23 protein-coding genes are annotated in these 21,183 nt (G+C 72.2%); 10 read left to right on the forward strand and 13 right to left on the reverse strand.

Going from position 1 to position 21,183, the window contains the following annotated elements:
* Positions 1 to 344: 344 nt before the first annotated feature.
* Positions 345 to 926 (reverse strand): hypothetical protein, encoded by a 582-nt coding sequence (locus ABZ808_RS27055; protein WP_357011718.1) that lies wholly within the window; start codon positions 924 to 926, stop codon positions 345 to 347.
* A 218-nt stretch (positions 927 to 1,144) separates the two neighbouring features.
* Between ABZ808_RS27055 and ABZ808_RS27060 the strand changes: the two genes are divergently transcribed.
* Complete coding sequence (locus ABZ808_RS27060; RefSeq protein WP_357011720.1) at positions 1,145 to 1,867, forward strand: hypothetical protein; 723 nt, start codon at positions 1,145 to 1,147, stop codon at positions 1,865 to 1,867.
* 28 nt (positions 1,868 to 1,895) lie between these two features.
* Here the strand turns inward: ABZ808_RS27060 and ABZ808_RS27065 are convergent, their stop codons facing one another.
* The 5 genes from ABZ808_RS27065 to ABZ808_RS27085 are packed head-to-tail and all read right to left on the reverse strand — an operon-like array spanning position 1,896 to position 5,962.
* Positions 1,896 to 2,468: a hypothetical protein gene (locus tag ABZ808_RS27065; RefSeq protein ID WP_357011722.1), complete on the reverse strand. Its 573-nt coding sequence runs from the start codon at positions 2,466 to 2,468 to the stop codon at positions 1,896 to 1,898.
* A complete protein-coding gene (locus ABZ808_RS27070; protein WP_357011724.1) occupies positions 2,465 to 3,799 on the reverse strand; it encodes a hypothetical protein in 1,335 nt (444 codons plus the stop codon). Before ABZ808_RS27070 ends, ABZ808_RS27065 begins: the two co-directional genes overlap by 4 nt.
* The gene (locus ABZ808_RS27075) at positions 3,796 to 4,596 is read right to left on the reverse strand and encodes an ATP-binding cassette domain-containing protein (protein ID WP_357011726.1); all 801 of its coding nucleotides are present in this window, start codon (positions 4,594 to 4,596) and stop codon (positions 3,796 to 3,798) included. The genes ABZ808_RS27070 and ABZ808_RS27075 overlap by 4 nt, the downstream gene beginning before the upstream one ends.
* A gap of 11 nt (positions 4,597 to 4,607) precedes the next feature.
* Positions 4,608 to 5,414, reverse strand: a complete 807-nt coding sequence (locus ABZ808_RS27080) for a hypothetical protein (protein ID WP_357011728.1) — start codon at positions 5,412 to 5,414, stop codon at positions 4,608 to 4,610.
* Positions 5,411 to 5,962: a sigma-70 family RNA polymerase sigma factor gene (locus tag ABZ808_RS27085; protein ID WP_357011730.1), complete on the reverse strand. Its 552-nt coding sequence runs from the start codon at positions 5,960 to 5,962 to the stop codon at positions 5,411 to 5,413. Before ABZ808_RS27085 ends, ABZ808_RS27080 begins: the two co-directional genes overlap by 4 nt.
* A 220-nt stretch (positions 5,963 to 6,182) precedes the next feature.
* Between ABZ808_RS27085 and ABZ808_RS27090 the strand changes: the two genes are divergently transcribed.
* Together ABZ808_RS27090 and ABZ808_RS27095 are read left to right on the forward strand one after the other, a co-directional pair.
* Entirely contained in the window at positions 6,183 to 6,563 is a 381-nt protein-coding gene (locus tag ABZ808_RS27090; protein WP_357011733.1) for a YciI family protein, read from the forward strand.
* Positions 6,560 to 7,828 (forward strand): DUF6596 domain-containing protein, encoded by a 1,269-nt coding sequence (locus tag ABZ808_RS27095; protein WP_357011735.1) that lies wholly within the window; start codon positions 6,560 to 6,562, stop codon positions 7,826 to 7,828. Before ABZ808_RS27090 ends, ABZ808_RS27095 begins: the two co-directional genes overlap by 4 nt.
* Here the strand turns inward: ABZ808_RS27095 and ABZ808_RS27100 are convergent.
* Positions 7,797 to 8,717 carry a helix-turn-helix transcriptional regulator gene (locus tag ABZ808_RS27100; protein WP_357011737.1) on the reverse strand — a complete coding sequence of 307 codons (921 nt, stop codon included), beginning with the start codon at positions 8,715 to 8,717 and terminating at the stop codon, positions 7,797 to 7,799. The genes ABZ808_RS27095 and ABZ808_RS27100 overlap by 32 nt on opposite strands.
* A gap of 130 nt (positions 8,718 to 8,847) precedes the next feature.
* On the opposite strand from ABZ808_RS27100, the gene ABZ808_RS27105 reads away from it, so the two are divergent.
* Positions 8,848 to 9,753 (forward strand): oxidoreductase, encoded by a 906-nt coding sequence (locus tag ABZ808_RS27105; protein ID WP_357011739.1) that lies wholly within the window; start codon positions 8,848 to 8,850, stop codon positions 9,751 to 9,753.
* Positions 9,754 to 9,757: 4 nt separating this feature from the next.
* Here the strand turns inward: ABZ808_RS27105 and ABZ808_RS27110 are convergent, their stop codons facing one another.
* Complete coding sequence (locus tag ABZ808_RS27110; protein WP_357011741.1) at positions 9,758 to 9,952, reverse strand: hypothetical protein; 195 nt, start codon at positions 9,950 to 9,952, stop codon at positions 9,758 to 9,760.
* Positions 9,953 to 10,301: 349 nt separating this feature from the next.
* On the opposite strand from ABZ808_RS27110, the gene ABZ808_RS27115 reads away from it, so the two are divergent.
* From ABZ808_RS27115 to ABZ808_RS27125, 3 genes are all read left to right on the forward strand, one after another.
* Positions 10,302 to 10,571 (forward strand): hypothetical protein, encoded by a 270-nt coding sequence (locus tag ABZ808_RS27115; RefSeq protein WP_357011743.1) that lies wholly within the window; start codon positions 10,302 to 10,304, stop codon positions 10,569 to 10,571.
* Positions 10,571 to 11,608, forward strand: coding sequence for a hypothetical protein (locus ABZ808_RS27120; RefSeq protein WP_357011745.1), 1,038 nt, complete (start codon positions 10,571 to 10,573; stop codon positions 11,606 to 11,608). The genes ABZ808_RS27115 and ABZ808_RS27120 overlap by 1 nt, the downstream gene beginning before the upstream one ends.
* A 173-nt stretch (positions 11,609 to 11,781) precedes the next feature.
* Positions 11,782 to 12,711, forward strand: a complete 930-nt coding sequence (locus ABZ808_RS27125; RefSeq protein WP_357011748.1) for an LLM class F420-dependent oxidoreductase — start codon at positions 11,782 to 11,784, stop codon at positions 12,709 to 12,711.
* A gap of 15 nt (positions 12,712 to 12,726) precedes the next feature.
* Here ABZ808_RS27125 and ABZ808_RS27130 read toward each other — a convergent pair whose 3' ends face one another.
* Positions 12,727 to 12,948 (reverse strand): hypothetical protein, encoded by a 222-nt coding sequence (locus ABZ808_RS27130; protein WP_357011750.1) that lies wholly within the window; start codon positions 12,946 to 12,948, stop codon positions 12,727 to 12,729.
* A 119-nt stretch (positions 12,949 to 13,067) separates the two neighbouring features.
* Here ABZ808_RS27130 and ABZ808_RS27135 point away from each other — a divergent pair, with 119 nt between their 5' ends.
* The 3 genes from ABZ808_RS27135 (at position 13,068) to ABZ808_RS27145 (ending at position 16,186) form a co-directional block, all read left to right on the forward strand.
* Complete coding sequence (locus ABZ808_RS27135; protein WP_357011752.1) at positions 13,068 to 13,820, forward strand: hypothetical protein; 753 nt, start codon at positions 13,068 to 13,070, stop codon at positions 13,818 to 13,820.
* Positions 13,817 to 15,091: an FAD-binding protein gene (locus ABZ808_RS27140; protein ID WP_357011753.1), complete on the forward strand. Its 1,275-nt coding sequence runs from the start codon at positions 13,817 to 13,819 to the stop codon at positions 15,089 to 15,091. The genes ABZ808_RS27135 and ABZ808_RS27140 overlap by 4 nt, the downstream gene beginning before the upstream one ends.
* 126 nt (positions 15,092 to 15,217) lie before the next feature.
* Positions 15,218 to 16,186 (forward strand): alpha/beta hydrolase, encoded by a 969-nt coding sequence (locus tag ABZ808_RS27145; RefSeq protein ID WP_357011755.1) that lies wholly within the window; start codon positions 15,218 to 15,220, stop codon positions 16,184 to 16,186.
* A 144-nt stretch (positions 16,187 to 16,330) separates the two neighbouring features.
* On the opposite strand, the gene ABZ808_RS27150 is transcribed toward ABZ808_RS27145, so the two are convergent.
* The 4 genes from ABZ808_RS27150 to ABZ808_RS27165 form a co-directional block, all read right to left on the reverse strand.
* Positions 16,331 to 17,470 (reverse strand): site-2 protease family protein, encoded by a 1,140-nt coding sequence (locus tag ABZ808_RS27150; RefSeq protein WP_357011757.1) that lies wholly within the window; start codon positions 17,468 to 17,470, stop codon positions 16,331 to 16,333.
* A 121-nt stretch (positions 17,471 to 17,591) separates the two neighbouring features.
* Positions 17,592 to 18,473 carry an alpha/beta fold hydrolase gene (locus tag ABZ808_RS27155; protein ID WP_357011759.1) on the reverse strand — a complete coding sequence of 294 codons (882 nt, stop codon included), beginning with the start codon at positions 18,471 to 18,473 and terminating at the stop codon, positions 17,592 to 17,594.
* Positions 18,474 to 18,686: 213 nt separating this feature from the next.
* Positions 18,687 to 19,598 (reverse strand): L,D-transpeptidase family protein, encoded by a 912-nt coding sequence (locus tag ABZ808_RS27160; RefSeq protein WP_357011761.1) that lies wholly within the window; start codon positions 19,596 to 19,598, stop codon positions 18,687 to 18,689.
* 79 nt (positions 19,599 to 19,677) lie between these two features.
* Positions 19,678 to 21,123 (reverse strand): alpha-amylase family protein, encoded by a 1,446-nt coding sequence (locus ABZ808_RS27165; protein ID WP_357011763.1) that lies wholly within the window; start codon positions 21,121 to 21,123, stop codon positions 19,678 to 19,680.
* Positions 21,124 to 21,183: the final 60 nt, after the last annotated feature.

A 21,183-nucleotide genomic window follows, 5' to 3' on the forward strand; every position in this document is an offset into this window, starting at 1 on the left:
CCCAGCCTGGGTGATTTTAGGGATCACCTAGTCTTCAGCCTCCTCGGCGTGACGCTATCCCTGATAGGGAGGGTGGCAGGAAGCGTAGCGAAGATCCTTCAAGACTTGTATCAGGAGTACGTCGGCGACGGGCGATTCCGTACATAAGAGAAGGAATTCCCCAATTGCTGACGCGGTGCCGATGTCAAATATAGTTATCTGCGGCTCTCACTCCGGAAAGCGTGCTTTTGTCCGACCGAGGGGATCTCCAGGTAGTCGCCGTTGAGGGCGGTGAGCCCGCCTCGCTGACCGAAACCTGTGCCCGTTACTCGCGACCGTGCCGTCACCTCAGGGCGTCGGCCTCGTCACATCGCCTCAACCGCGGCCTGGACCTTCTTCGCCAGCGACGGCTTCACCTTTCCCGACACCCGCACCAACACCCGACCACCATCAGCGCGGTAGTGGTACTCGGTGCCCAGGATTGGCAGGCTCTTCAGCGACTCTTGGATGTACTTGGACCGGCGGTCCCCATCCTCAACGCTGGGGAAGACCTCGATGACAAGCCCTCGGTCGATGCCGTACTTGTCTGCGTCTTTGTCCCCGCCGGGCAGGTCAGCGGACGCCCGCGACAGGTATCCGTTGGGCCGCCCGAGCAGGTCGTTGGGGTCGGTGTCCTCATCTTGGGCAGCACCAGCGGTGAGGCCGAGTTTCGCCGCAGTCAGGTTCGCGAGCACCTGCTCAGCGGTGAGCGGCGCGGCTGCCGCCGTGACCGGTGCTGCGGCGGGTGTAACCGGGGCGGGCGGCGGCACGCTGCCCGGGTTGTTGGTGGTGTCGGTGCCGCACCCGCCGACGAGGATTGCTGCGGCGGTGAGGATGACTGCTCCGTGGCGAAGACGCATCGGATGATCATGGTGCAGCAGGCGCGCTGGCGTCGCCCCCTGACCCACCGGCGGCCTGTCCGGTAGGCGACACCGCCACGTCCTACCGCCAGGTCGCCCCAACTGCTGTTCCAAGGCTTCCGCCGTCGGCCACGCTGAGTTTCGCGGCAGCCTCCTGGGAGGCCTTCACCAGCAGCATCACACTGCCCCACTGACCTGGCGCGGTGCGCGGCCACACGATCGGCTCGCCGAAGTCGTACCTGGACGCTGTCGTTCACCATGACGGCATGGGTAGATGGCAGCGTCCGTACTCACTCGATGCCGCGACCGGGTTCGCGATGCTGGGGCTGGTCGGGGTGGTTGGTTTCGCCACGTTCCTCGCGATCGTGTACGTGCGCGAGCGCCCGGTTCCCGCGCCGGTTGTGATCCTTTTCGGGGCGTGGTTGGTCGTCTGTGCCGCCGTCGCCCTACGGCAGGCGATGCTCGGTGTCTACGTCAGCGCGTGCGGCATCCGGTCCCGAACCCTTCTCCACACGACCACGGTGCCCTGGGAATCGGTGGCGGCCGTCCAGAGCGGCATCGCCACCATCGCGGGTCTGGACATGGGCCGCTCCGCGATCATCATCGAGCGCACAGACGGGGCCCCGGTCCAGACCGCGCTCCAGCGCGGTGACCTGCTCCGGCCGTTCACGTTCCGGCCGGAACTGGGCCGGCTGGCCACCTGGCCGGAGCACTACGACGAGATCCTGGCGACACTGCGGGCACACCACCGCGACGCGCAGCCCCGGTACACCGGCCAGACCGGTGGGCCAGCGCGGCCCGGCACCGGCGGTGCCGGGACGACGCGCCCATCCGCCGGAGTCGGCCGAACGGGCGTCACCCGTGGTGGCCCAACCGCTGACCAGCGGCGGGACCTCCACGCGCTGACCCGGCAGCACCAGCGTGGCGCGCTCACCGACGCCGAGTTCGCCGCGGCGCTGGCGAAGATCCAGAGCACAAGGGAGGGTTAGCCCTTCCGTAGCGCGGCCAGCGTCGAGGTCACTCGCGCCGGGCGGCTCCGATGATGGCGTACGTCAGCAGGCCCGTGACCGCCAGGACGGCGGCGACCACCGCCGCGGGCCGGCTGGTGTGGGGTTGGCCCTGCCACGTGGCGAGGGCGCCCCACGTGCCCGATTGCGGGAACATGGCGGCGACGACCGTCCAGCCCAGCGGGAGGAACCAGGCGCGGGTCGCGCCGACGACGCTCGCGCACAGGGCGGTCAGGCCCAGCACGCCGGCGGCGTCGCGGAGCACCAGCGCCGCCGGGCCGAACCGGGCGTCGGTGGGCAGGGTGGCGAGGAGCACGACGAGGACGAGCGCCAGCGCGGCCAGCAGGTGCAGGGCCCGGCGCCAGGGCCAGCGCAGTGAGGCAGTGCGTTCCAGGTCCTCGTCCGGGGCGGCCAGTGTGGTCGACAGGACCGACACCATCAGCACGATCGTCAGCACGACGACGAGGACGATGGCGTCGCGGTCCTCGGAGAAGGCCAGCCACAGGGCCCAGATCAGGGCTGCGGCGCCGACCGACGCGGCCAGGGCCATGGGTACGCGTCTCGCGCGCAGGTGGAGGGTCATCGCGACAGCACTCCGGTGCTGTCCCGGCAGGCCACGATCGCGTCGCGCACCGCCGCCACGCGGGACAGCGCTTCCGCCGGGGGCAGCTCCCGCAGGCCCTGCCACAGCGTGACCGCCTCGGCGTTGAACTCCGGCTCCTCGGAGATCATGTCGGGGACCACACCGACGTCGGAGACCGGCTCGCGGTCGAGCAGGTAGTAGGCGGCGGCCCGTTCGACCGGGCCGTTGCGCGGACAGACCATGGTGCCGGTGTTGGCGCCCAGCCCGAAGACGATCGCGGGAACCACTGCGGCGGGATGGGCCAGGCCGCCGCGGTCGTCGATTCGCACGTCGATCGTGACGATGTCCCTGTCGGGTGGGGCCGCCTCCGTGGAGAAGCCCGAGGAGAAGAACAACCGGGCGTCCTCGTGGACCTGCGTGGGGGCGTCCGGCAGTTTCGCGAGAACGGCGAGCCCTTCGCGGGCGAGGGGGGTCAGCGTGTCCAGCACGTTGGCGTTGACCCGGGTGACGCAGACCTTCGGCGCGTCGTCGGTGCAGACGAGTTCGCGGGCGACCGGGTCGATCGGCGCGATGAGGGCGGCCTCGTCGCGGGGGACGATCGCCGCCGCGGCGCCGAAGCCGAGCAGCACCGGCAGCACGGCCGCGACTCGGGCGCGTGGACTGCGGGTGACCAGCAGCAGCACGCCGGTCACGGCGAGCGCGCCCATCCAGATCGCGAGCGCGCCGGTGACGCGGGAGTCGATGGTCTGGAACGGATAGAAGGAGTTGCTGCCGTAGGCGGGGGACAGCGTCGCGCTCATCCAGTCCGGCCGCATGATCGCGGTGAAGAACACCAGCAGGACGCCGGCCACGGCGAGCGCGGGAGCGGTCACCAGGGCGGGCAGCAGCCGTCCGATGCCCAGGCCGAGCCAGGCCGCCGCGACCAGGGAGAGCGCGCCGACCAGCACGATGGCGACGACGTCCGGCGGGAAGTAGGCGGCGGTCGAGGCGATCCGTACGGCGCCCGCGACGACCACGAGCAGGTAGGCGAGCCCGAGCGTGGCCCCCATCGCGACGAGGACCGGCAGCATCCGGCGAGCGGGTGAGCGGGGTGTGGTGTCGAACAGTTCGCCGACCTTGGCCCGGTGCTCGCGGCGGCCCTGCCAGGCCCCGGCGGCCAGGGCGAGCGGCCACAGCAGGAGCATGTATTCCTTCGTGCTCAGCGCGAGGGACATCCAGCCGTCCGACCAGCGTCCCGGGGCCAGGTAGAGGGCGGCGACGCCGACCGCCAACGTGAGCAGGGCGGCGCCGGCCGCGGCGGAGCGGCGCAGTTCGATCCGGAGGATGCTCATCGGGCGGCCTCCGCCCGGTGACGGCGCAGCAGGGCCGAGTAGCCGCGTTCGGCGGGGCTGTCGCCCGCGTGGCCGTCGTCGCCGTGCGCGGCCAACGAGTCGGGCGTGCCCTGCCACACCAGCCGGCCCTCGTTAAGCAGCACCACCTCGGTGCAGGCGGCGACCACGTCCTCGACCAGGTGGGTGGAGACCAGGACGCAGGCGTCCGTACCCAGGTCGCGCAGCAACTCGCGCAGGTCGAGGCGCTGCTCGGGGTCGAGGCCGACGGTCGGCTCGTCCATCAGCAGCACCTGCGGGTCGTTCACGATGGCCTGGGCGACACCGGCTCGGCGCAGCATGCCGCCGGAGAGCGTCCGGAGTCGGGCGTCGGCCTTGGCGGCGAGCCCCACGCGGTCGATCGCGCGCTGCGTGGCCGCCGGGATGTCGGCCTTCGGCATCTCCTTCAACCAGGCCATGTACGCCACGAACTCGCGCACCGTGAACCGCGGGTAGTAGCCGAAGTGCTGCGGCAGGTAGCCCAGCGCTCGCCGGGCCGGCCGCAGGTCGGCGCGGCCGTCGACCGGGCGTCCGAGCAGGGTCAGCCGGCCGCCGGACGGCTTGACCACCGTCGCGAGGGCGCGCATCAGCGTCGTCTTGCCCGCGCCGTTGGGCCCCAGCAGGCCGTGGACGCCGGTGGTCAGGCTCAGGTCGAGCCCGTCGACGGCCAGGTGGCGTCCGGCGCGCACCTTCAGCGCTTCGGCGTGAATGGCCCAGGGGTGTGTGGTGGTGGCCGTCTCGGCCGTGCTCACCGCTCGCATGGGGATTCCTCTCAGAACGAGGTCAGGCGCCGGAAACTGCCGGCGCGCAGGAGGGTCAGGGCGGCCAGCACGGCCGTGAGGATGGCCCACGCGCCGGCGGCGGCGGGCTCGAGCAGCACGGGCAGCTCGGCGGTGGCGAGGCTCGGGGCGACCACGACGGCGGCCCAGGCCGCCATCAGGCCGATCGCGGCACGGCGGACGCCGACGAGCGAGCCGAGCAGCAGCGTGGCGGCGGTGAAGGCGAGGCACGGCAGCAGCATCAGCGCGGGGTTCGCCCGGCTCGCGCCGGAGGCGGCGAACACGGCGAGCACCGGGATGACGAGGACCAGCACCACGGCGGTGCGCCGCAGCAGCATCGTCAGACCGGCCGAGGGTGTGCCGGCGATCAGCTCCCAGGCCGGGTCGGCGTGCCTGCTCCAGGCGACCGCGACCCCGGGCAGCGGCGCCAGGGGCGCGAGCAGCAACACGATCGACGGCAGCTCGGGCACGAGGTGGGTGAGCAGGGCCGCGGTGCCGAGGACGGCGGCGGTCATGGCGACCCAGGGCAGCAGCGCCGCCACGAACCAGCGTTGCCGCAGCGGCGTACGGAAGAGGGCTTTGGATCTTGGTTTGGGGCCGGCGGCGATCTCGCGGTCGACGGCTGCCGCGACCTCGGCGATCAGGGCGCGCGACGCGGCCGTGGTGCTGCCGGCCAGGCGGGCGCGGCAGTCGGCGCAGCTCTCCAGGTGCACCTCGATCGACCAGACGGTCGCCTCGTCCAGACCGGGTTCGCCAGCGGCGTAGCGGTCGATCTCGCTGAGGGTGGGATGGGTGGTCATGACAGGGCCTCCCGCAGGGCGATCCGGGCGCGGCGGACCCGGGACTTGACGGTGTTCTCGGGTACGCCGAGCAGCACGGACGTCTCGCGGACGGAGAAACCGTCGAGGACGGTGGCGCGCAGCACCGCGCGGACCTCGGGCGGCAGGACGGCGAGGGCCTGTTCGAGCTCCTGCCCGACCCGGCCGGCCAGCACCTCGTCCTCTGCGGCGGGCACGACGGTGTCGGTCGGGTGCACCTGCGGAATCTGGGCCTGCCGGGCGCGGCGTCGGAACGCGTCGACCAGGCGGTGCGCGGCGATGGTCCACAACCAACCGGCGGCGCTGCCCTTGACGTGGTCGCCGGCGAAGCTGCCGGCCGCTCGCCAGACCGCCAGATAGGTCTCCTGGAGCACGTCGGCGACCACGTCCGGGTCGGCGCACCGGCGGCGCAGCCGCACCTCCAACCACGGCGCCGTACGCCGGTACAGCTCGTCGAAGGCCCGCCGGTCGCCGTGGGCCACGCGGCGCACGAGTTCCTGCTCGTCGGCCGCATCCAAACTTCGTCTCACATGGGGTAAGACGACGACTCCCGCGTGATCGGGTCTCGCGATGATGTGATCGCCGCCACATTCGTCCTTTCCTCGGCTGCTACGCCGGGGCGCCTTGAAGAGGAGTTTCCGGGATGGTGTCGTATCGAGGCGCAGCCGCTCGTGGAACCAGTGTGCGGCCGGCTGGGCCGCACACGAGAAGTCGGGGCGGCCCCGTCGCGGGGGCTGAGAGGAGACGGCCATGACGGAATACCTGATCGCGTTCAACGATGAGTGGGTGCCCGAGCACACGGCGGAGCAGATCCGCGAGAAGTCCACGGCGGCTCATGCCGTGATCGCGGAGATGCAGGCCGAGGGTGTGTTGATCTTCAGCAACGGTGGGCTCGACCGGTCCACCGCGGTGTGCGGTGTCGTGTCGGTGGACGGCAAGCCCGTCTTCACCGACGGCCCGTACGTCGAGACCAAGGAACACCTCGGCGGCTTCGCCGTCGTGGACGTGCCCGACGACGAGGCGGCACGATACTGGGCTGGCCGGCTCGCGACCGTGCTCGACTGGCCGCAGGAGGTGCACCGGTTCCGAGGCCCCGGGAAGGCCCGGGGTGACGGCTCCGGGGAGCGGTGAGCGCCCAGGCCGACGGCCTGGAGCCCGCGACCACCGTCGAGCAGACGATCACCCGTGTCCACCACGACGAGTGGGCGCGGGTGGTCGCCGGCCTCGCGCGCCGTTTCGGCGACCTTGACGTGGCCGAGGAAGCGACGGCCGAGGCGTTCGCGGCGGCTGCGGAGCGGTGGCCGCGCGAGGGCGTACCGGCCAATCCCGGCGGTTGGCTCGCCACCACCGCGGCCCGCAAGGCGATCGACCGGCTCCGCCGCGAGTCGCAGCGCGACGCCAAGCACCAGGCGGCCCGGATCGTGTACGACGACACCCCTCCCGAGCCGACCGGCCCGGTCGAGGACGACCGGCTCCGACTGATCTTCACCTGCTGCCACCCGGCGCTCGCGATGGAGGCCCGGGTGGCGCTCACCCTGCGCCTGCTCGGCGGCCTCACCGTCGGAGAGATCGCCCGCGCCTTCCTGGTGCCGGAGACGACGATGGCGCGCCGGATCACCCGCGCCAAGGCGAAGATCAAGGGGGCACGCATCCCCTACCGGGTGCCCTCGGCCGACGACATCCGCGAGCGGCTCGCTGGCGTGCTCGCGGTCGTCTACCTCGTCTTCAACGAGGGCTATCTGGCCAGCGAGGGGGTCGACCCGGTGCGCGTCGACCTCACCGACGAGGCGATCCGCCTCGGCCGCCTGCTCCGAACGCTCCTCCCGGACGACGGCGAGGTGGCCGGCCTACTCGCCCTGATGCTCCTCACCGACGCCCGGCGGTCGGCCCGCGTGTCCCGTACCGGGGAGCTGGTGACCCTCGACGAGCAGGACCGCGGCGCCTGGGACCGCACCCTCATCGCCGAGGGCGCCGCCCTGCTTCGCGAGCGGATCAGGGCGGTGGCGGCCGGCGGTGACCCACCCGGGCGCTACCAGCTGCAGGCCGCGATCAACTCGGTCCACACGGATGCCCCGTCGGCCCGGGACACCGACTGGTCCACCATCGTCGCCCTCTACGGTCGCCTGACGCTGCTCGACCCCTCACCGATCGTGCGGCTCAACCGGGCGGTCGCCGTCGCCGAGATCGACGGCCCCGGGGTCGGGCTCGCCGAGGTCGACCGGCTCGCCGGGACCCTGGACGGCTACCACGCCCTCCACGCCGTGCGCGCCGACCTGCTGCGGCGACTCGGGCGCAGCGGCGAGTCGCGGGCGGCGTACAACCGGGCCATCGGTCTTGCCGGTAACCCGGCGGAACAGGCCTACCTCACCCGCCGCCGCGACCAGCTCGCCGGTTGACGACACGTGGCGCCGGCCCGTTCCACGAGTGATCACCGGTGGGGCGGGTCGCGTGCAACGAGGCCAGCAGTTGCAGTCGGTCGGCGTCGGCGCTGCCCGGCTCGGCGGTGAAGACCAGCATGACCGGGCCGGGGTTGCCGGGCAGCGGGTAGGTGTCCCAGTCCAGGACGATGTCGCCGACCTCGGGAACCCGGAAGGTCTTGGTGCCGCTGACCGACTCGCGGACGTCGTACCGGGCCCACAGCTGTCGGAACTCGGCGCTGCGGATGCTCAGCTCCCCGACGATCGCGGTGGCCCGCGGGTGGGTGGGGTCGGTGGCGACGGCGGCCCGCATCATGCCGATGTAGTCCAGGGCCTGCCGCTCCCAGTCCGGGCAGCTCCGTTCGCCGGTCATCGCGTCGTCGAACATCAGGAGGAGCATGTTGAGGCGGTCGGGCGGGTAGGCGTCCGGGTTGCCGAGCAGCGCCTCCGCCATCGGATTCCAGGCGAGCAGGTCGAGGTGCCGGCCGAGCACGACTGCCGGGGTGTCCATCACCCGCAGGAGTCGACGGGTGCTGTCCGGTACGCGTTCCGGGCCGTGATCCACCGTGCGGGGCATGGGCCGGCGGGCGGCGTGGGCAAGGGTGACCAGGTGTCGGCGTTCCTCGTCGTCGAGGCCGAGCGCGCCGGCGAGCGCGTCCAGGACGTCGTCGGACGGGCGGACCTCCCGGCCCTGCTCCATCCGCTGGTAGTAGTCGGTGCTCAGCCCGGCCAGCAGGGCCAGCTCCTCGCGTCGCAGCCCGGTGACCTTGCGTCGGCCGCCCGGCACCAGGCCGACGTCCTGTGGACGCAGCCGGCTGCGCCGGGCGCGCAGGAAATCGCCGAGCTCTCGGGCGTACGGATGGGTCATACGGCAAGTGTGCCGCCTCGCCGGACGCCCAGGGTAGTTCCCCCAGTCCTAGGCAACCGGGTACGACCGAACCGGCGCGGATCACTCCTAGCGTCGTCGGTCCACGCACCGACAGCCCCAGGAGCAGCAGATGACCGGATGGACCGCCGACCGCATCCCCGACCAGCACGGCCGGATCGCCGTCGTGACCGGCGCGAACTCGGGCCTCGGCCTGGTCACCGCCACCGAGCTGGCCCGCCACGGCGCCCACATCGTGCTCGCCGTCCGCAACACCGCCGCCGGCGAGGAGGCCGCCCGCCGGATCGGCGGCGACATCGAGGTCCGCGAGCTGGACCTGGCGTCCCTCGCCTCGGTACGCGCGTTCGCCGCGAAGCTGGCCGCCGATCACCCGGCGATCGACCTGCTGGTCAACAACGCCGGCGTGTCCCTGCTCGGCCCGCGCCGCACCTCAGCCGACGGATTCGAGCTGCAACTCGCCACCAACATGCTGGGCCACTTCGCGCTCACCGGCCTGCTGCTCGGCAACCTGGCCGCGGCGCGGGAAGCCCGCGTGGTCAGTCTCAGCTCGATCACCCACAAGAACGCGCACCTGGACTTCGATGACCTGATGTTCGCGCGTGACTACCGGGCGGCCGCCGCCTACGGCCGGTCCAAGCTCGCCACCACGATCTTCGGCGTCGAGCTGGACCGTCGCCTGCGCGCCGCCGGAGCGCCGATCGTCAGCGCGCTGGCCCACCCCGGCCTCACCCGCACCAACCTGACTCCGCGTGCCTGGGAGCACCGCGGCCGGTTCGGGCGGCTGATGGCGTGGGCCGGGCTGCTGGCAACCCAGCCGGTGGAGCAGGGCGCGCTGCCGCAGTTGCGCGCCGCGACCGACCCCGCCGTGCGCGGCGGCCAGTTCTTCGGCCCGTCCGGACTCTGGGAGACGCGGGGCAGGGTCACCGAGGCCCGGCTCAGCCGGGACGCCGCCGACCCGGCCATCGGTAAGCGGCTCTGGGCGGTCGCCGAAGAGCTGACCGGCATCAGCTATCTCTGAGCCATCACGGCGCGGGCCGCTGCGGCGCTTTGCGCAGCCACAGGGACACCCCCGCGCAAAGGCAGACGACACCCCCGAAGACGACCGCCGTCTCGGCCACCTCGTTGAGGTCATCCAGGAACGGGAACGTGTGCGAGAGCACCAACGCCGCGAACGCGATCAGCAGCAGGAGCACGGCCAGAGTCCGCTGTAGAACCATTGCCGCATCGAACCACATCGAGTCGAGCGTCCTCCCGCGCCGACGACGTGACAGCCGCGCGAGCAGCCATGTCGCAAACCGGACAAGACGGTAAAGCCCCTGGTAGAGCACGCTTGGGGCAGGTGGGGAGACGGACGGGTGTCGGGCCACATCCCGTTCCCCCGGCCCGTTGCGGACAGCACCGTCCGCGCCGGTGCCGCCCTCACCCAGACCGGCCCCGCCGCGGCGGGCACGGCACAGCCGCCGGCCCGACCACTCTCGGCATGGCCGTTCGCACCGTGGATCCCGCCCGCTCCGGCGTCGCTCACCCGCGCGTCGGCGCTGGCGGCCGAAACAGAGAGGGCCCGACATGGCCGCTCCCACCGCGACCGCAGCCCTGAACGCATCCGTCTTCGCACCGGGTGACCAGATGCTGCTGACCGTCACGTACTCCGACGCCGACACCAAACCGCTGACCGTCACCATCGTGATCACCGACGCGCAGGGCAACAGCAGCGCGCCGGTCAAGGTCAGCGCCGTCATCGACCCGCTCACCGTGACCGTCACCGACAACTCCGGGCGTACCTGGACCCGGGTCTCCGACAACGGCTCGGTGGCCGTGTACCGGGCGGTGGCGTGATGCCCCGGGTCACCGTCCAGGTGCGCGACGCCGCCGGACACACCGCGACGGCCACCGCGGACTACAACCTGAGCCAGCCGGTGCTCGGTGGCTACTACCTGTCCGGAGGCGCGGACCCGACCGCCGACATGGCCGGCGGCAACTTCCGCTCACTCACCCAGTACCGCAGCTTCGCCGACGGACACATCTTCCCCGGCTACAACCGGCCCTGGCTGACCAACCTCGGCAAGGCCGGGGTGCAGATGAACATGGTGCTGGAGCTGAAGCACTACGGCGCCCCGGACACCGGGCCGCAGACCCTCACCGTCGACGGCACCGCCTACACCGTGCCGGCGCCGTCGATGACCATCCAGCAACGCCCCGGCACCACCTGGCCGAAGGCGTACGGGTACACGCAGGTCGTCACCGGCCAGTGCGACGGGCTGCTGCACCGCGCCCTCGCGCAGTACCGGACACTCGGCTTCGGGGTGAACATCCAGCTCGCCTCCGAGTTGGACACCGACCACGAGTTCGGCACCACCGAGAACGGTAAGGCGTACACCTGGGCCGAGTCGGACGCCCGCGCGGTGCAGGCGATCAACTACATCCTCACCTGGTTCAAGGCGCGGACGCTGCCCGCCGGCACGACCTTCTCGGTCGGTCTCGGCGGCTTCGACCGGGCCTGCTTCCAGCGCACCCACCCGGAGTCGCTGATGGCCCGGCTGGACTTCCTCCAGTGGAACGCGTACGCCACCAACGCCAACGACACCGCCCTGGCCCGGTTCCGCCGTACGAAGGACTGGGTGGTGGCGGACCTCGGCCCGGTGGCGCTGTCCCGGCCCGTGATCATCGCGGAGTGGGGGGTGCGGGCGGCCGAGATCCCGAACCAGCCCGCCTGGATCGCCAGCGTCCCGGCAGCCGTGGCGAAGCTCAACGCCGAGCGTGGGCCGCAGATCGCCCGGACCAACTACTTCAACTCCGGGTGGGGCACCCTGTCGCCGAGAGCGGCCGGGCTGGCCGCGTTGCGCGAGGCGTACGCCAAGCGGCCGTACGTCTGACCGAGCCGCCCCGACGTCGAGGTCGGCCCGTCCAGCGTGGACGGCGTCACGCGGGACGGTAGGGGCGTCGGCGCCGGATGACCCGGCCGCGATGACGGCCCGGTCGGGGGAGGTGCCCGGACGTTGCCGCCCGTCCGGGCACGGCCCGCCGATCGGCTACCTATGCTCGGATCATGGAACTGAGGATCTTCACCGAGCCGCAGCAGGGCGCCACCTACGACCAACTACTCGCGGTGGCCCGCTGTGCCGAGGACGCCGGCTACGGCGCGTTCTTCCGGTCCGACCACTACCTCAAGATGGGTGGGGTGAGCGGCGACCCCGGCCCCACCGACGCGTGGACGACGCTCGCCGGCCTGGCCCGGGACACCAGCCGCATCCGGCTCGGCACCCTGATGACCGCCGCCACCTTCCGGCTGCCCGGCCCGCTGGCGATCACCGTGGCGCAGGTCGACCAGATGAGCGGCGGTCGGGTGGAGTTGGGCATCGGCGCCGGCTGGTACGCCGAGGAGCACACCGCGTACGGCATTCCGTTCCCGGCGCTGGGGGAGCGGTTCGACCGCCTGGAGGAGCAGCTCGCGGTCATCACGGGTCTCTGGGCCACGCCGGCCGGGGAGCGGTTCCGGTACGACGGCCGCTACTACCCGGTCAGCGACTCGCCCGCCCTGCCCAAGCCGGTGCAGCAGCCCCGCCCGCCGATCCTGCTGGGCGGCATGGGCCCGAAGCGGACGCCCCGGCTGGCCGCCCGCTACGCCGACGAGTTCAACCTGCCGTTCGCCTCGGTGGCGGACACGGCGGAGCAGTTCGAGCGGGTCCGTGCCGCGTGCGCCGAGATCGGTCGCGACCCGGCCGGCATGGTCTGGTCCAACGCCCTGGTGCTCTGCTGCGGGCGCAACGACGCAGAGGTGGCCCGGCGTGCCGCCGCCATCGGCCGCGACCCGGACGAGCTGCGGGCCAACGGCCTGGCCGGCACGCCCGACGAGGTCCTGGACACCATCGGTCGGTACGCCAAGATCGGCAGCCAGCGGCTCTACCTCCAGGTGCTGGACCTGGCCGACCTGGACCACCTCGAACTGGTCGCCGCCGAGGTGATGGCCAACCTCTGAGCGCTGGCCGGTAGATCAGGCGGCGGGCTCGCGCGGCGGCGGCCCGGGCGCTGGTACGGGCGTCGGGGCGGGCGCGGGCGCGGGTGTCGGACGGGGGCCGGGCGTGGGCGACGGGTGGCTCGCCCACCGGGCGTCCGGTGGGGCGCTGGCCGGCTCGACCGCGCTGCCGGTCGGGTCCAGCTCCTCCTCGGACGGGAACACGTCGCCCCGTGGGGCAGGGTCACGGTAGCTGCTCATGGGCGTAGGGTTCCCCGACGATGGCGAGAACAACCGTGTCCGATCGTCCGGTGTCCGTGGCGCCCGGTCTGTCGGAGGATGCTGGGAGCGACGCCACGGTCAGAAACGGGGGTCCGAGCGTGGAGCTGCGCCGGAGCCGGGGGTCCCGGCTGCTCGCCCTGGTATGCGTACTCGGCGGGGTGGTGCTGTTGGCCCTGCCCAGCGACGGCGCCCTGCTCCGGACGATCATCGCGGTCGGTGCGGTCGCGCTCGGTGTCGTGGCGCTGGTCAGCGCCCTGCGGCCGTTCCGGTTCACGATCAACGCGGACGGGCTGACCATCCGGCGCCCGGGCCTGCGCCGGTCGATCGCCTGGGCCGAGGTCGACGCGCTGGTCCTCGACGAGCCACCCCGGCGGGACGGTCGTCCGGACCCGCCGCGCCTGCTGCTGGTGCCCCCGCCGGGCGTGTCGGTCGAGCCGGTGACCGCCCGCCACCCGATCGACGGTCGGCCCGCGATCGAGCTGCTCGTCCTCGACCAGATCCGGGAGCAGCCCGAGCAGGTGGCCGCCGCGCTCGCCCGCTACGCCGGCGGCCGTTTCGTGGACCTGCCCGCGCAGCGCCGTGCCGCATTCGCCGACCCGGACCTGCCCGTCGGCCTGCGCGGCTACCAGATGAACCGGGTCGACGACCTGATCCGACGCGGCCAGGACGCGCTGCTGTCCGGTGACGCGCAGGCCCGGCAGGCCGCCCGCGACGAGATCGAACACGCCCGCGCGGCCGGCCTGCCGATCGCCCAGCGGGGGTACGGCGGGCTCCAGGCCGACACGGCACTTGACGCCCTCGCTGCGGCGCTCGCCGACCACCCGACCACCGACCGGAGGACCACGCAGTGACCGCCCTCGGACAGGGCGGCCCGCTGGCCGCCGCCGACGTGCCGCGCCGCAACTGGGCCGGCAACGTGCGCTACGCCGCGCGGGAGTTCCACCGACCCGCCACGACCGACGAACTGCGCCGGCTCGTCGCCGGCAGCAGCCGGATTCGCGCGGTCGGCACCGGGCACTCCTTCAACCGCCTCGGCGACACCGACGGCGACCTGGTCACCCTCGCCGGCCTGCCCCCGACGATCGAGATCGACCGGGAGCGCGGGCAGGTCACCGTCGCCGGCGCGCTGCGCTACGGCGACGTCGCCCAACACCTGCACACCAAGGGGTACGCCCTGGCGAACCTCGCCTCGCTGCCGCACATCTCGGTGGCCGGCGCGGTGGCCACCGCCACCCACGGCTCCGGCCAGACCCACGGCAACCTCGCCACCTCGGTCGCCGCACTGGAAATGGTCACCGCCGACGGCGACCTGCTGCACGTGGACCGCGACGACGACACGTTCGCCGGCATGGTGGTCGGGCTCGGCGCGCTCGGCCTGGTCACCCGGGTCACCCTGGACCTGGTGCCGACCTACGACCTGCGCCAGTACGTGCGCCTCGACCTGGCCCCCGAGGCGTTGGACGAGGCGCTCGGCTCGGCGTACAGCGTGAGCGTGTTCACCGACTGGCGTACGCCGCGCCTGCGGGAGGTGTGGCGTAAGCAGGTGGCGGACCAGCCGCCGCCCCCGGCGGACTGGCTCGGCACCACGGCCGCCGACGAGCCACGGCACCCGGTGCTCGGGATGCCGGCGGAGAACTGCACCCCCCAGCTCGGCGTGCCCGGCCCGTGGCACGAGCGGCTGCCGCACTTCAAGCTCGGCTTCACCCCGAGCAGCGGCGACGAACTCCAGTCCGAGTACCACCTGCCCCGCGCGGCGGCGATGGAGGCGCTCGCCGCACTGGGGGACGTGGCGCACCTGATCGCGCCGGTGCTCCAGGTGTGCGAGCTGCGTACGGTCGCGGCGGACGAGCTGTGGCTCAGCCCGAACCACCGACGCGACAGCCTCGCGGTGCACTTCACCTGGGTCGACGACGCCGCCGCGGTGCTGCCGGTGCTGGTCGAGGTGGAGGAGCGGCTGGCCCCGTTCGCGCCCCGTCCGCACTGGGGCAAGGTCTTCGTCACCGACCCGGCCGAGTTGGCCGCCCGCTACCCGAGGTACGCCGACTTCACCGCCCTGCTGACCCGCCTGGACCCGAAGGGCAAGTTCCGCACCGACCTGATGGACAGGTACTTCCCGGCATAACCCTCCGGCCGGGGGGTGGTTGGGATTGGGGCGCTCCCCGACAGCGCCAGACAATCGCTACTGTCGATGGATTTCCTCGACCGGCCCCGTCTCGGGGTCGTCGGCTCCTTCCCCCCGGAGCGAGACATGCAGCCCTTGCCCGCCATCACCCCCGTTCCGTCCGCCCTCCCTCGCCCTCGCCCTCGCCCCCGCCGCTTCCGCCCCGTCCTACGGTGGGCGCTCACGCTGGCCGTGGTCGGAGCCGGCCTCGGTGCCGCGCCGGCCGCTCACGCGGTGGGCGCCGGCCTCGGCGCCGCGCCGGCCGCTCACGCCGCCAGCCCGTACCAGCGCGGCCCCGCCCCCACTGTGGCCAGCATCGAGGCCACCCGGGGCGCGTTCGCCATCGCCCAGAGCACCGTCACCGCCAGTAGCGTCACCGGCTTTGGCGGCGGCACGGTCTACTACCCGACCAGCACCGCCGAGGGCACCTTCGGCGCGGTGGCGATCTCACCCGGCTACACCGCCGCCCAATCCAGCGTGGCGTGGCTCGGGCCGCGTCTCGCCTCGCAGGGCTTCGTGGTGATCACCATCGACACCCTGTCCCGGTACGACCAGCCGGGCAGCCGGGGCACCCAACTGCTCGCCGCCCTGGACTATCTGACCAACACCAGCAGCGTGCGTACCCGGATCGACCGTAACCGGCTCGCCGTGATGGGCCACTCGATGGGTGGCGGCGGCAGCCTCTCGGCGGCGAACACACGGCCGCAGTTGCAGGCCGCCATCCCGTTGACCGGCTGGCACACCGTCAAGAGCTGGTCGGGGGTACGGGTCCCGACGCTGGTCATCGGCGCGGAGAACGATTCGGTGGCACCGGTCACCTCACACTCGGAGCCCTTCTACACCAGCCTGCCGTCCACGCTCGACAAGGCGTACCTGGAACTCAACAACGCCAGCCACTCCGCGCCCACGTCGTCGAACGTCACGGTCGCCAAGTACAGCATCTCCTGGCTGAAGCGCTTCGTGGACGACGACACCCGCTACGAGCAGTTCCTCTGCCCCGCCCCCCAACCCTCAACAACCATCCAGGAATACCGCAACACCTGCCCCCACTCCTAACCCGCCTCCCACCCTGCCCCCTCCTGGCCCCCGCCCTGCCCCGCCTCGCCCCGTTGATCATGAAGTTAGCGACGCCGGTGTCGGCGTGTCGCGCCGCTAACTTCATGATCAACGCCGTGGCGGGCGGGGTGTGGGTGGGTGGGGTTACTGGGCGGCGGCTGAGGTGCGGAGGGTGCCTCGTTGGACGGCTCGGCTGATGTCGCTGGGGGAGATGATGCCGGTGAGGCGGCCGTCGTCGGTCACCACCAGAGCCCGGCCGTCGGCGCACTCGCTGAGCCGGGGGAGCAGGTCGTTGAGTTGTTCCCCCGGCTGGGCGAGGACCAGTTGGTCGGCCCGGCAGGCCACCTCGGCCAGCGTGGTCGACGCCCGCCGGTCGGCCGGTACGCCCCGCACCCGGTCCAGAGTGACCAGCCCGGTCGGGCGGCCCTCCTCGGTCAGAGGCAGCGCCGAATGCCGGTACGCGAACAGGTAGTGGTCGACGAAATCGGCGACCGTCATGTCCGCCGAGGCGGTCTGCGGCTGTGGGGTCATCACGTCGGCGACCCGGATTCCGCGCAGCGCGCTGCCGGTGCGGGCCTGCCGCTCCTCCATCCCGGCGGCGCCGATCAGGAACCAGCCGATCAGCGCCAGCCACAGCCCACCGAACCCGACGCCGGACAGGAACCGCCACAGGCCGAGACCGATCAGCAGCGCGCCGAGCACCCAGCCGGCCCGGGCGGCGACCACCGAGGCCCGGGTCCGGTCGCCGGTGGCCTTCCAGACGGCGGCGCGCAGCAGCCGGCCGCCGTCCAAGGGTGCGGCGGGCAGCACGTTGAAGATCGCCAGCAGTACGTTGATGCCGGCCAGCCACGCCACCGCCCCGAGCAGCAGCCCGCCCTGCCCGGCCAGCGCGAGCAGCGCCGCGATGGCACCGAAGAACGCCCCGAGCAGCAGGCTGACCAGCGGGCCCACGCCCGCGATCCGCAGCTCCGCGCCCGGGTCGCGCGGCTCGCCCCTCAGCTCGGCCACCCCGCCGAACAGCCAGAGCGTGATGCCCTCGACCGTCAGGCCGTTGCGTTTGGCCACCACGGCGTGCGACACCTCGTGGGCGAGCAGGCCGACGAAGAAGACCACCGCCGCGGCCAGCCCTGCGATGGCGTACGCCACCGGGGAGCGGTCAGGATACGAGCGGGGGAACTGGTTGGCGGCCAACGCCCAAGCGATCAACGCGAAGATGACCAGAACGCTCCAGTTGACACCGACCGGCACACCCGCGATCCGACCAAGTCGGAAGCTCGCCCTCATCCCCGGCTCATACCCGCAGATGGCGCTCTCATGCCGACGGGTGTGATCGGGCAGCCCTGCCGGGTGAACATCTGATGGAACCCCGCCCGGCCGAGGGAGAAGTCGCCGTCGTATCGCCGGCTCAGCGGCGCGGGGTCTCGCTGGCGATTGTCGCTTCCCGGGGCAGTGCCGCCGCGCGCAGCGCCCAGTCCAGCGCGTAGTCGGCGATCCGCTCCCAGCCGTCCTGCCCGACGGTGAAGTGTGACCGGTCGGGGAACTCCTCGTACGCGGTCAGCGCTCGGGACTTCTGGTAGAGCGCCGCGTTGGACTGCACCACGCTCGCCGGCGCCACGTGGTCCTGTCCGCCGGCCATCAACAGCAGCGGCGCGCGGTCGTTGCGCCCGTTGTCGATACGGGCGGGCGAGCGCGGGTCGAGGTTGGCGAACACGCTCTCGAAGAGCACCCGCCCGGCTCCCGGTACGGCGTAGCGCTGCCACGCCCGGTCGGAGTCGGCGCGGCTCATGGTGTTGCCGAAGGTGTAGGCGAAATCGTCCTGGGTGAAGGGGACGGCCCGGTGCCGGTTGGCCGGACTGCGCAGGATCGGGAACGCGGAGCGCAGCTGGCTCAGCGGCACCTTGAGCACCCCCTTCGGCGGTGCGGGGTGCACGCCCACCCCGGCAGCGCCGAGGCCCCGGTCGACCAGGATCTGGGTGAACAGCCCACCGAAGGAGTGCCCCATGATGATCGGCGGTCGCGGCAGCGCCCGGATGATCCGGTCGTAGTGCGCGACGATCGTGGCGATGCTCTGCTGGGCGATCGGCGTGGGATCGTCGCGCAACTGCTCGACCGACTGGTCCATGCCGGGCCAGGCCGGGGCGAGGACGTGCATGCCCCGCGCCGTGTACCGGTCGATCCACCCCTCCCAGCTGCGCGGGGTCATCCAGAGTCCGTGGATCAGTACGACCGTGTCGACTCGGCCCTGCGGCGTGGCGCCCATCGTGTCTTCCCCCCGGTGTCGTGGCATTCGATCCGGCGGTTACCCGCTGCCGTGCGCGGAATTCCTCCGCCGGCCGCCAGGGCTGCTCGCAGCCCCGGCACCGGGGCGCTGCGGTCCGCTGGTGCCGCTCCCGGCGGACGTCACGCTCCGTATCGCACCGGCCTGCCGGCCCGCCGGCCGGCGTCCATGCCGAGCGGAACGGCTGGCTGCATGGCGACTGAGGCTCTGTGCCTCCGCCGCTCAGGCGGTCGGCGGCGGCGTGGGTAGCTGCTCGACCACGACCAGGCTGCTGCCGGGGCGGACCTCGGCGAGCAGCTCACGCTGGCCGCTGCGGGTGACCCGGATGCAGCCGTTGGTGGTGTTCTCGCCCAGGTCGTCGTCGTTGTGCCAGGTGTGCAGGCCGATGTGGGCGCCGCGCAGGCTGGCCGGCACCGCCTCGGGGTCGTCGGGCACCGAGCCGAGGGCGTAGATGTCCACCCCGCCGTAGACCCGCTCGGGCGGTTCGGTACGGCCCAGGATGAACGTTCGCCCGAGGGGGGTCTCCTGCCCGGCCTGGCCGAGGCTGGTCTGCCAGGACCGCATCGCCTTGCCGGCCCGGTACCAGGTGAGCCGGTGCACCTTGCGCTCCACCACGATCTGGTCGCGCAGCGGCACGGTGTCGAACCCGCCGGGTGGCAGCCACGCGAGGCGTCGGTTCGCCGACGGCAGCAGGACGGCCGTCCAGCCGACCCGCCGCTCGGCGATCGGCACGGTCAGCTCCACACCGGCGAGTGTCGGTTCGAGGAAGGCCAGCGGACGTCCGCCCGGCGCGTCGTACGCGGCGATCCGCCGGGTCGGGTGCACGCCCTCGGTCAGTGGCGTGGTGTCCATGGTGGCCGGATCGGCCGGGAACCCCTTCGGCGCCGGGTCGTAGTCGACCACCGGCAGCCCGTCCGGGGCGGGAGCCGCCGCCGGCACCGACTCCTCGGGGCTCTGCTCGATGCTGCTCGGCGTCGGGTCGGGCGCCGCCGCGACCGGCCGGTCGCGGTTCGGCGAGCGCGGGGTGAGGGCCTGGCCGACCAGCAACGCGACGGTCAGCAGCGCGGCCACGGCGATGGCGGCGACCACCCAGACACCCCGACGACGGTACGGAGCCATTCGGTCAAACTGCACCAAAGCACTGTATCGGACCTGGGCCGTAAGGAAGGGGCCCGTGCCGCACAAAAGGCGACAAGGGCCCCTTCCCGCCTTCTCAGACCCGCGCGCCGATGTGGATGGCCACCGCGTCGTGGGCAGGAACGTTGGCGGCGAACCAGCCGCTACCGTCCACGGTGATCACCGGCCCGCTGCAGATGCCGCCCGCGTACGTGCCGTGGATGACGTCGCAGTACCGGCCGGCGGGCAGTCCGGTGTAGTACGAGCGGCCGTTCACCGCCGAGTCCTCGTCGTTGACGGTGATGTAGCCCTTGCCGCTGCGGCTGAACGCGATGTGGTTGTTGCCGTTGTCGTACCAGTTGGCCACTCCCGCGCCCTCGGTGGCGTTGCGGAACCCGACCATGTTGGCGATCACCGGCCAGCGGTGCTCGCACTCCCAACCCGAGTAGCAGGTGGTGTTGAGCGTCTTGTTGGCGCCGTCCGAGGGTGGGCCGGCGTCCCGGTTGCTGAAGGTGTAGCTGGACATGACGGTCGGCGAGCCGTACGGCCAGGCCAGCATGAACGCGTTCGCCAGCGCGTAGATGCCCCGGTCCCGGTAGGTGAGCACGCCGCCGACGTCGCGCTGGGTGTCGTGGTTGTCGACGAACACCGAGGCGACTCCGGTGGGCAGGTGCCCCCAGCCCTCACCGAAGTTGCGCAGGTAGGCCAGCCGCTCCGAACGGAACACCCGGGCCAGGTCCTTGCCGTAGCGGAACTCGTGCACGTCGCCGTTGCCGGTGTACTCGGTCGGCTGGATCGGCTCACCGGCGCCGTAGATGACCTCCTGCACGATGTACGCGGAGCGGGAGAGCTTGCCCCTGATCGCGGCGATGTCGGCGGCCGGCATGTGCTTGCTGGCGTCGAGCCGGAAGCCGTCCACGCCGAGTGAGAGCAGGTCGTTGAGGTACGACGCGATCTTCGTGCGGACGTAGTCCGACTCGGTCTTCAGGTCCGACAGGTTGACCAGTTCGCAGTTCTGCACTTCGTACCGGTCGTTGTAGTTGACGATGTCGTCGCTGCCGTTGCGCCCACAGTGGTGGAAGTCCTGGGTTTGGTAGATGCCCGGGTAGTCGTAGTGCGAGTAGGGCGAGCCGGCCCAGCCGGTGCCGCCGTTGGCCTGCCCGGACATGTGGTTGATGACCGCGTCGACGAGCACCTTGACCCCGGCGGAGTGGCAGGTGTTCACCATCGACTGGAACTGGGCGCGGGTGCCCTTGCGGGACTCGATGCGGTAGCTGACCGGCTGGTACGCCAGCCACCACTGGTTGCCCCGTACGTGCTCCTGCGGGGGCGAGACCTGGACGTAGCCGTAGCCCTTCGGGCCGAGCGTGCTCTGGCACTCGCTGGCCACCGAGGGCCAGTTCCACTCGAAGAGCTGGACGATGACCTTCTTGTTGCCCGCCGGGGCGGCGGCGGCCGGGGGTGCCGTCACGGTGAGGGGGACGAGCAGGCTGGCGATCAGGCCGAGGGCGAGGATCGCCGAGCCGCGTCGACGACGGTGCATCGAGGACTCCTGACGGGAGCGGGGGTGGGGTGGTGCTGCGGGGGAACACCGGGATTGCTT

It is taken from the genome of Micromonospora sp. NPDC047527 (assembly GCF_040643015.1).
Taxonomy (GTDB): Bacteria; Actinomycetota; Actinomycetes; order Mycobacteriales; family Micromonosporaceae; genus Micromonospora.

What these genes read in the sequence shown, in the direction of transcription:
- ABZ808_RS27060 (WP_357011720.1), top strand. Translation starts at nt 1,145, where the DNA reads ATGGGTAGATGGCAGCGTCCGTACTCACTCGATGCCGCGACCGGGTTC.
- ABZ808_RS27065 (WP_357011722.1), bottom strand. Translation starts at nt 2,468, where the DNA reads ATGACCCTCCACCTGCGCGCGAGACGCGTACCCATGGCCCTGGCCGCG.
- ABZ808_RS27070 (WP_357011724.1), bottom strand. Translation starts at nt 3,799, where the DNA reads ATGAGCATCCTCCGGATCGAACTGCGCCGCTCCGCCGCGGCCGGCGCC.
- ABZ808_RS27075 (WP_357011726.1), bottom strand. Translation starts at nt 4,596, where the DNA reads ATGCGAGCGGTGAGCACGGCCGAGACGGCCACCACCACACACCCCTGG.
- ABZ808_RS27080 (WP_357011728.1), bottom strand. Translation starts at nt 5,414, where the DNA reads ATGACCACCCATCCCACCCTCAGCGAGATCGACCGCTACGCCGCTGGC.
- ABZ808_RS27090 (WP_357011733.1), top strand. Translation starts at nt 6,183, where the DNA reads ATGACGGAATACCTGATCGCGTTCAACGATGAGTGGGTGCCCGAGCAC.
- ABZ808_RS27100 (WP_357011737.1), bottom strand. Translation starts at nt 8,717, where the DNA reads ATGACCCATCCGTACGCCCGAGAGCTCGGCGATTTCCTGCGCGCCCGG.
- ABZ808_RS27105 (WP_357011739.1), top strand. Translation starts at nt 8,848, where the DNA reads ATGACCGGATGGACCGCCGACCGCATCCCCGACCAGCACGGCCGGATC.
- ABZ808_RS27110 (WP_357011741.1), bottom strand. Translation starts at nt 9,952, where the DNA reads ATGGTTCTACAGCGGACTCTGGCCGTGCTCCTGCTGCTGATCGCGTTC.
- ABZ808_RS27115 (WP_357011743.1), top strand. Translation starts at nt 10,302, where the DNA reads ATGGCCGCTCCCACCGCGACCGCAGCCCTGAACGCATCCGTCTTCGCA.
- ABZ808_RS27120 (WP_357011745.1), top strand. Translation starts at nt 10,571, where the DNA reads ATGCCCCGGGTCACCGTCCAGGTGCGCGACGCCGCCGGACACACCGCG.
- ABZ808_RS27125 (WP_357011748.1), top strand. Translation starts at nt 11,782, where the DNA reads ATGGAACTGAGGATCTTCACCGAGCCGCAGCAGGGCGCCACCTACGAC.
- ABZ808_RS27130 (WP_357011750.1), bottom strand. Translation starts at nt 12,948, where the DNA reads ATGAGCAGCTACCGTGACCCTGCCCCACGGGGCGACGTGTTCCCGTCC.
- ABZ808_RS27145 (WP_357011755.1), top strand. Translation starts at nt 15,218, where the DNA reads ATGCAGCCCTTGCCCGCCATCACCCCCGTTCCGTCCGCCCTCCCTCGC.
- ABZ808_RS27150 (WP_357011757.1), bottom strand. Translation starts at nt 17,470, where the DNA reads ATGAGGGCGAGCTTCCGACTTGGTCGGATCGCGGGTGTGCCGGTCGGT.
- ABZ808_RS27155 (WP_357011759.1), bottom strand. Translation starts at nt 18,473, where the DNA reads ATGCCACGACACCGGGGGGAAGACACGATGGGCGCCACGCCGCAGGGC.
- ABZ808_RS27165 (WP_357011763.1), bottom strand. Translation starts at nt 21,123, where the DNA reads ATGCACCGTCGTCGACGCGGCTCGGCGATCCTCGCCCTCGGCCTGATC.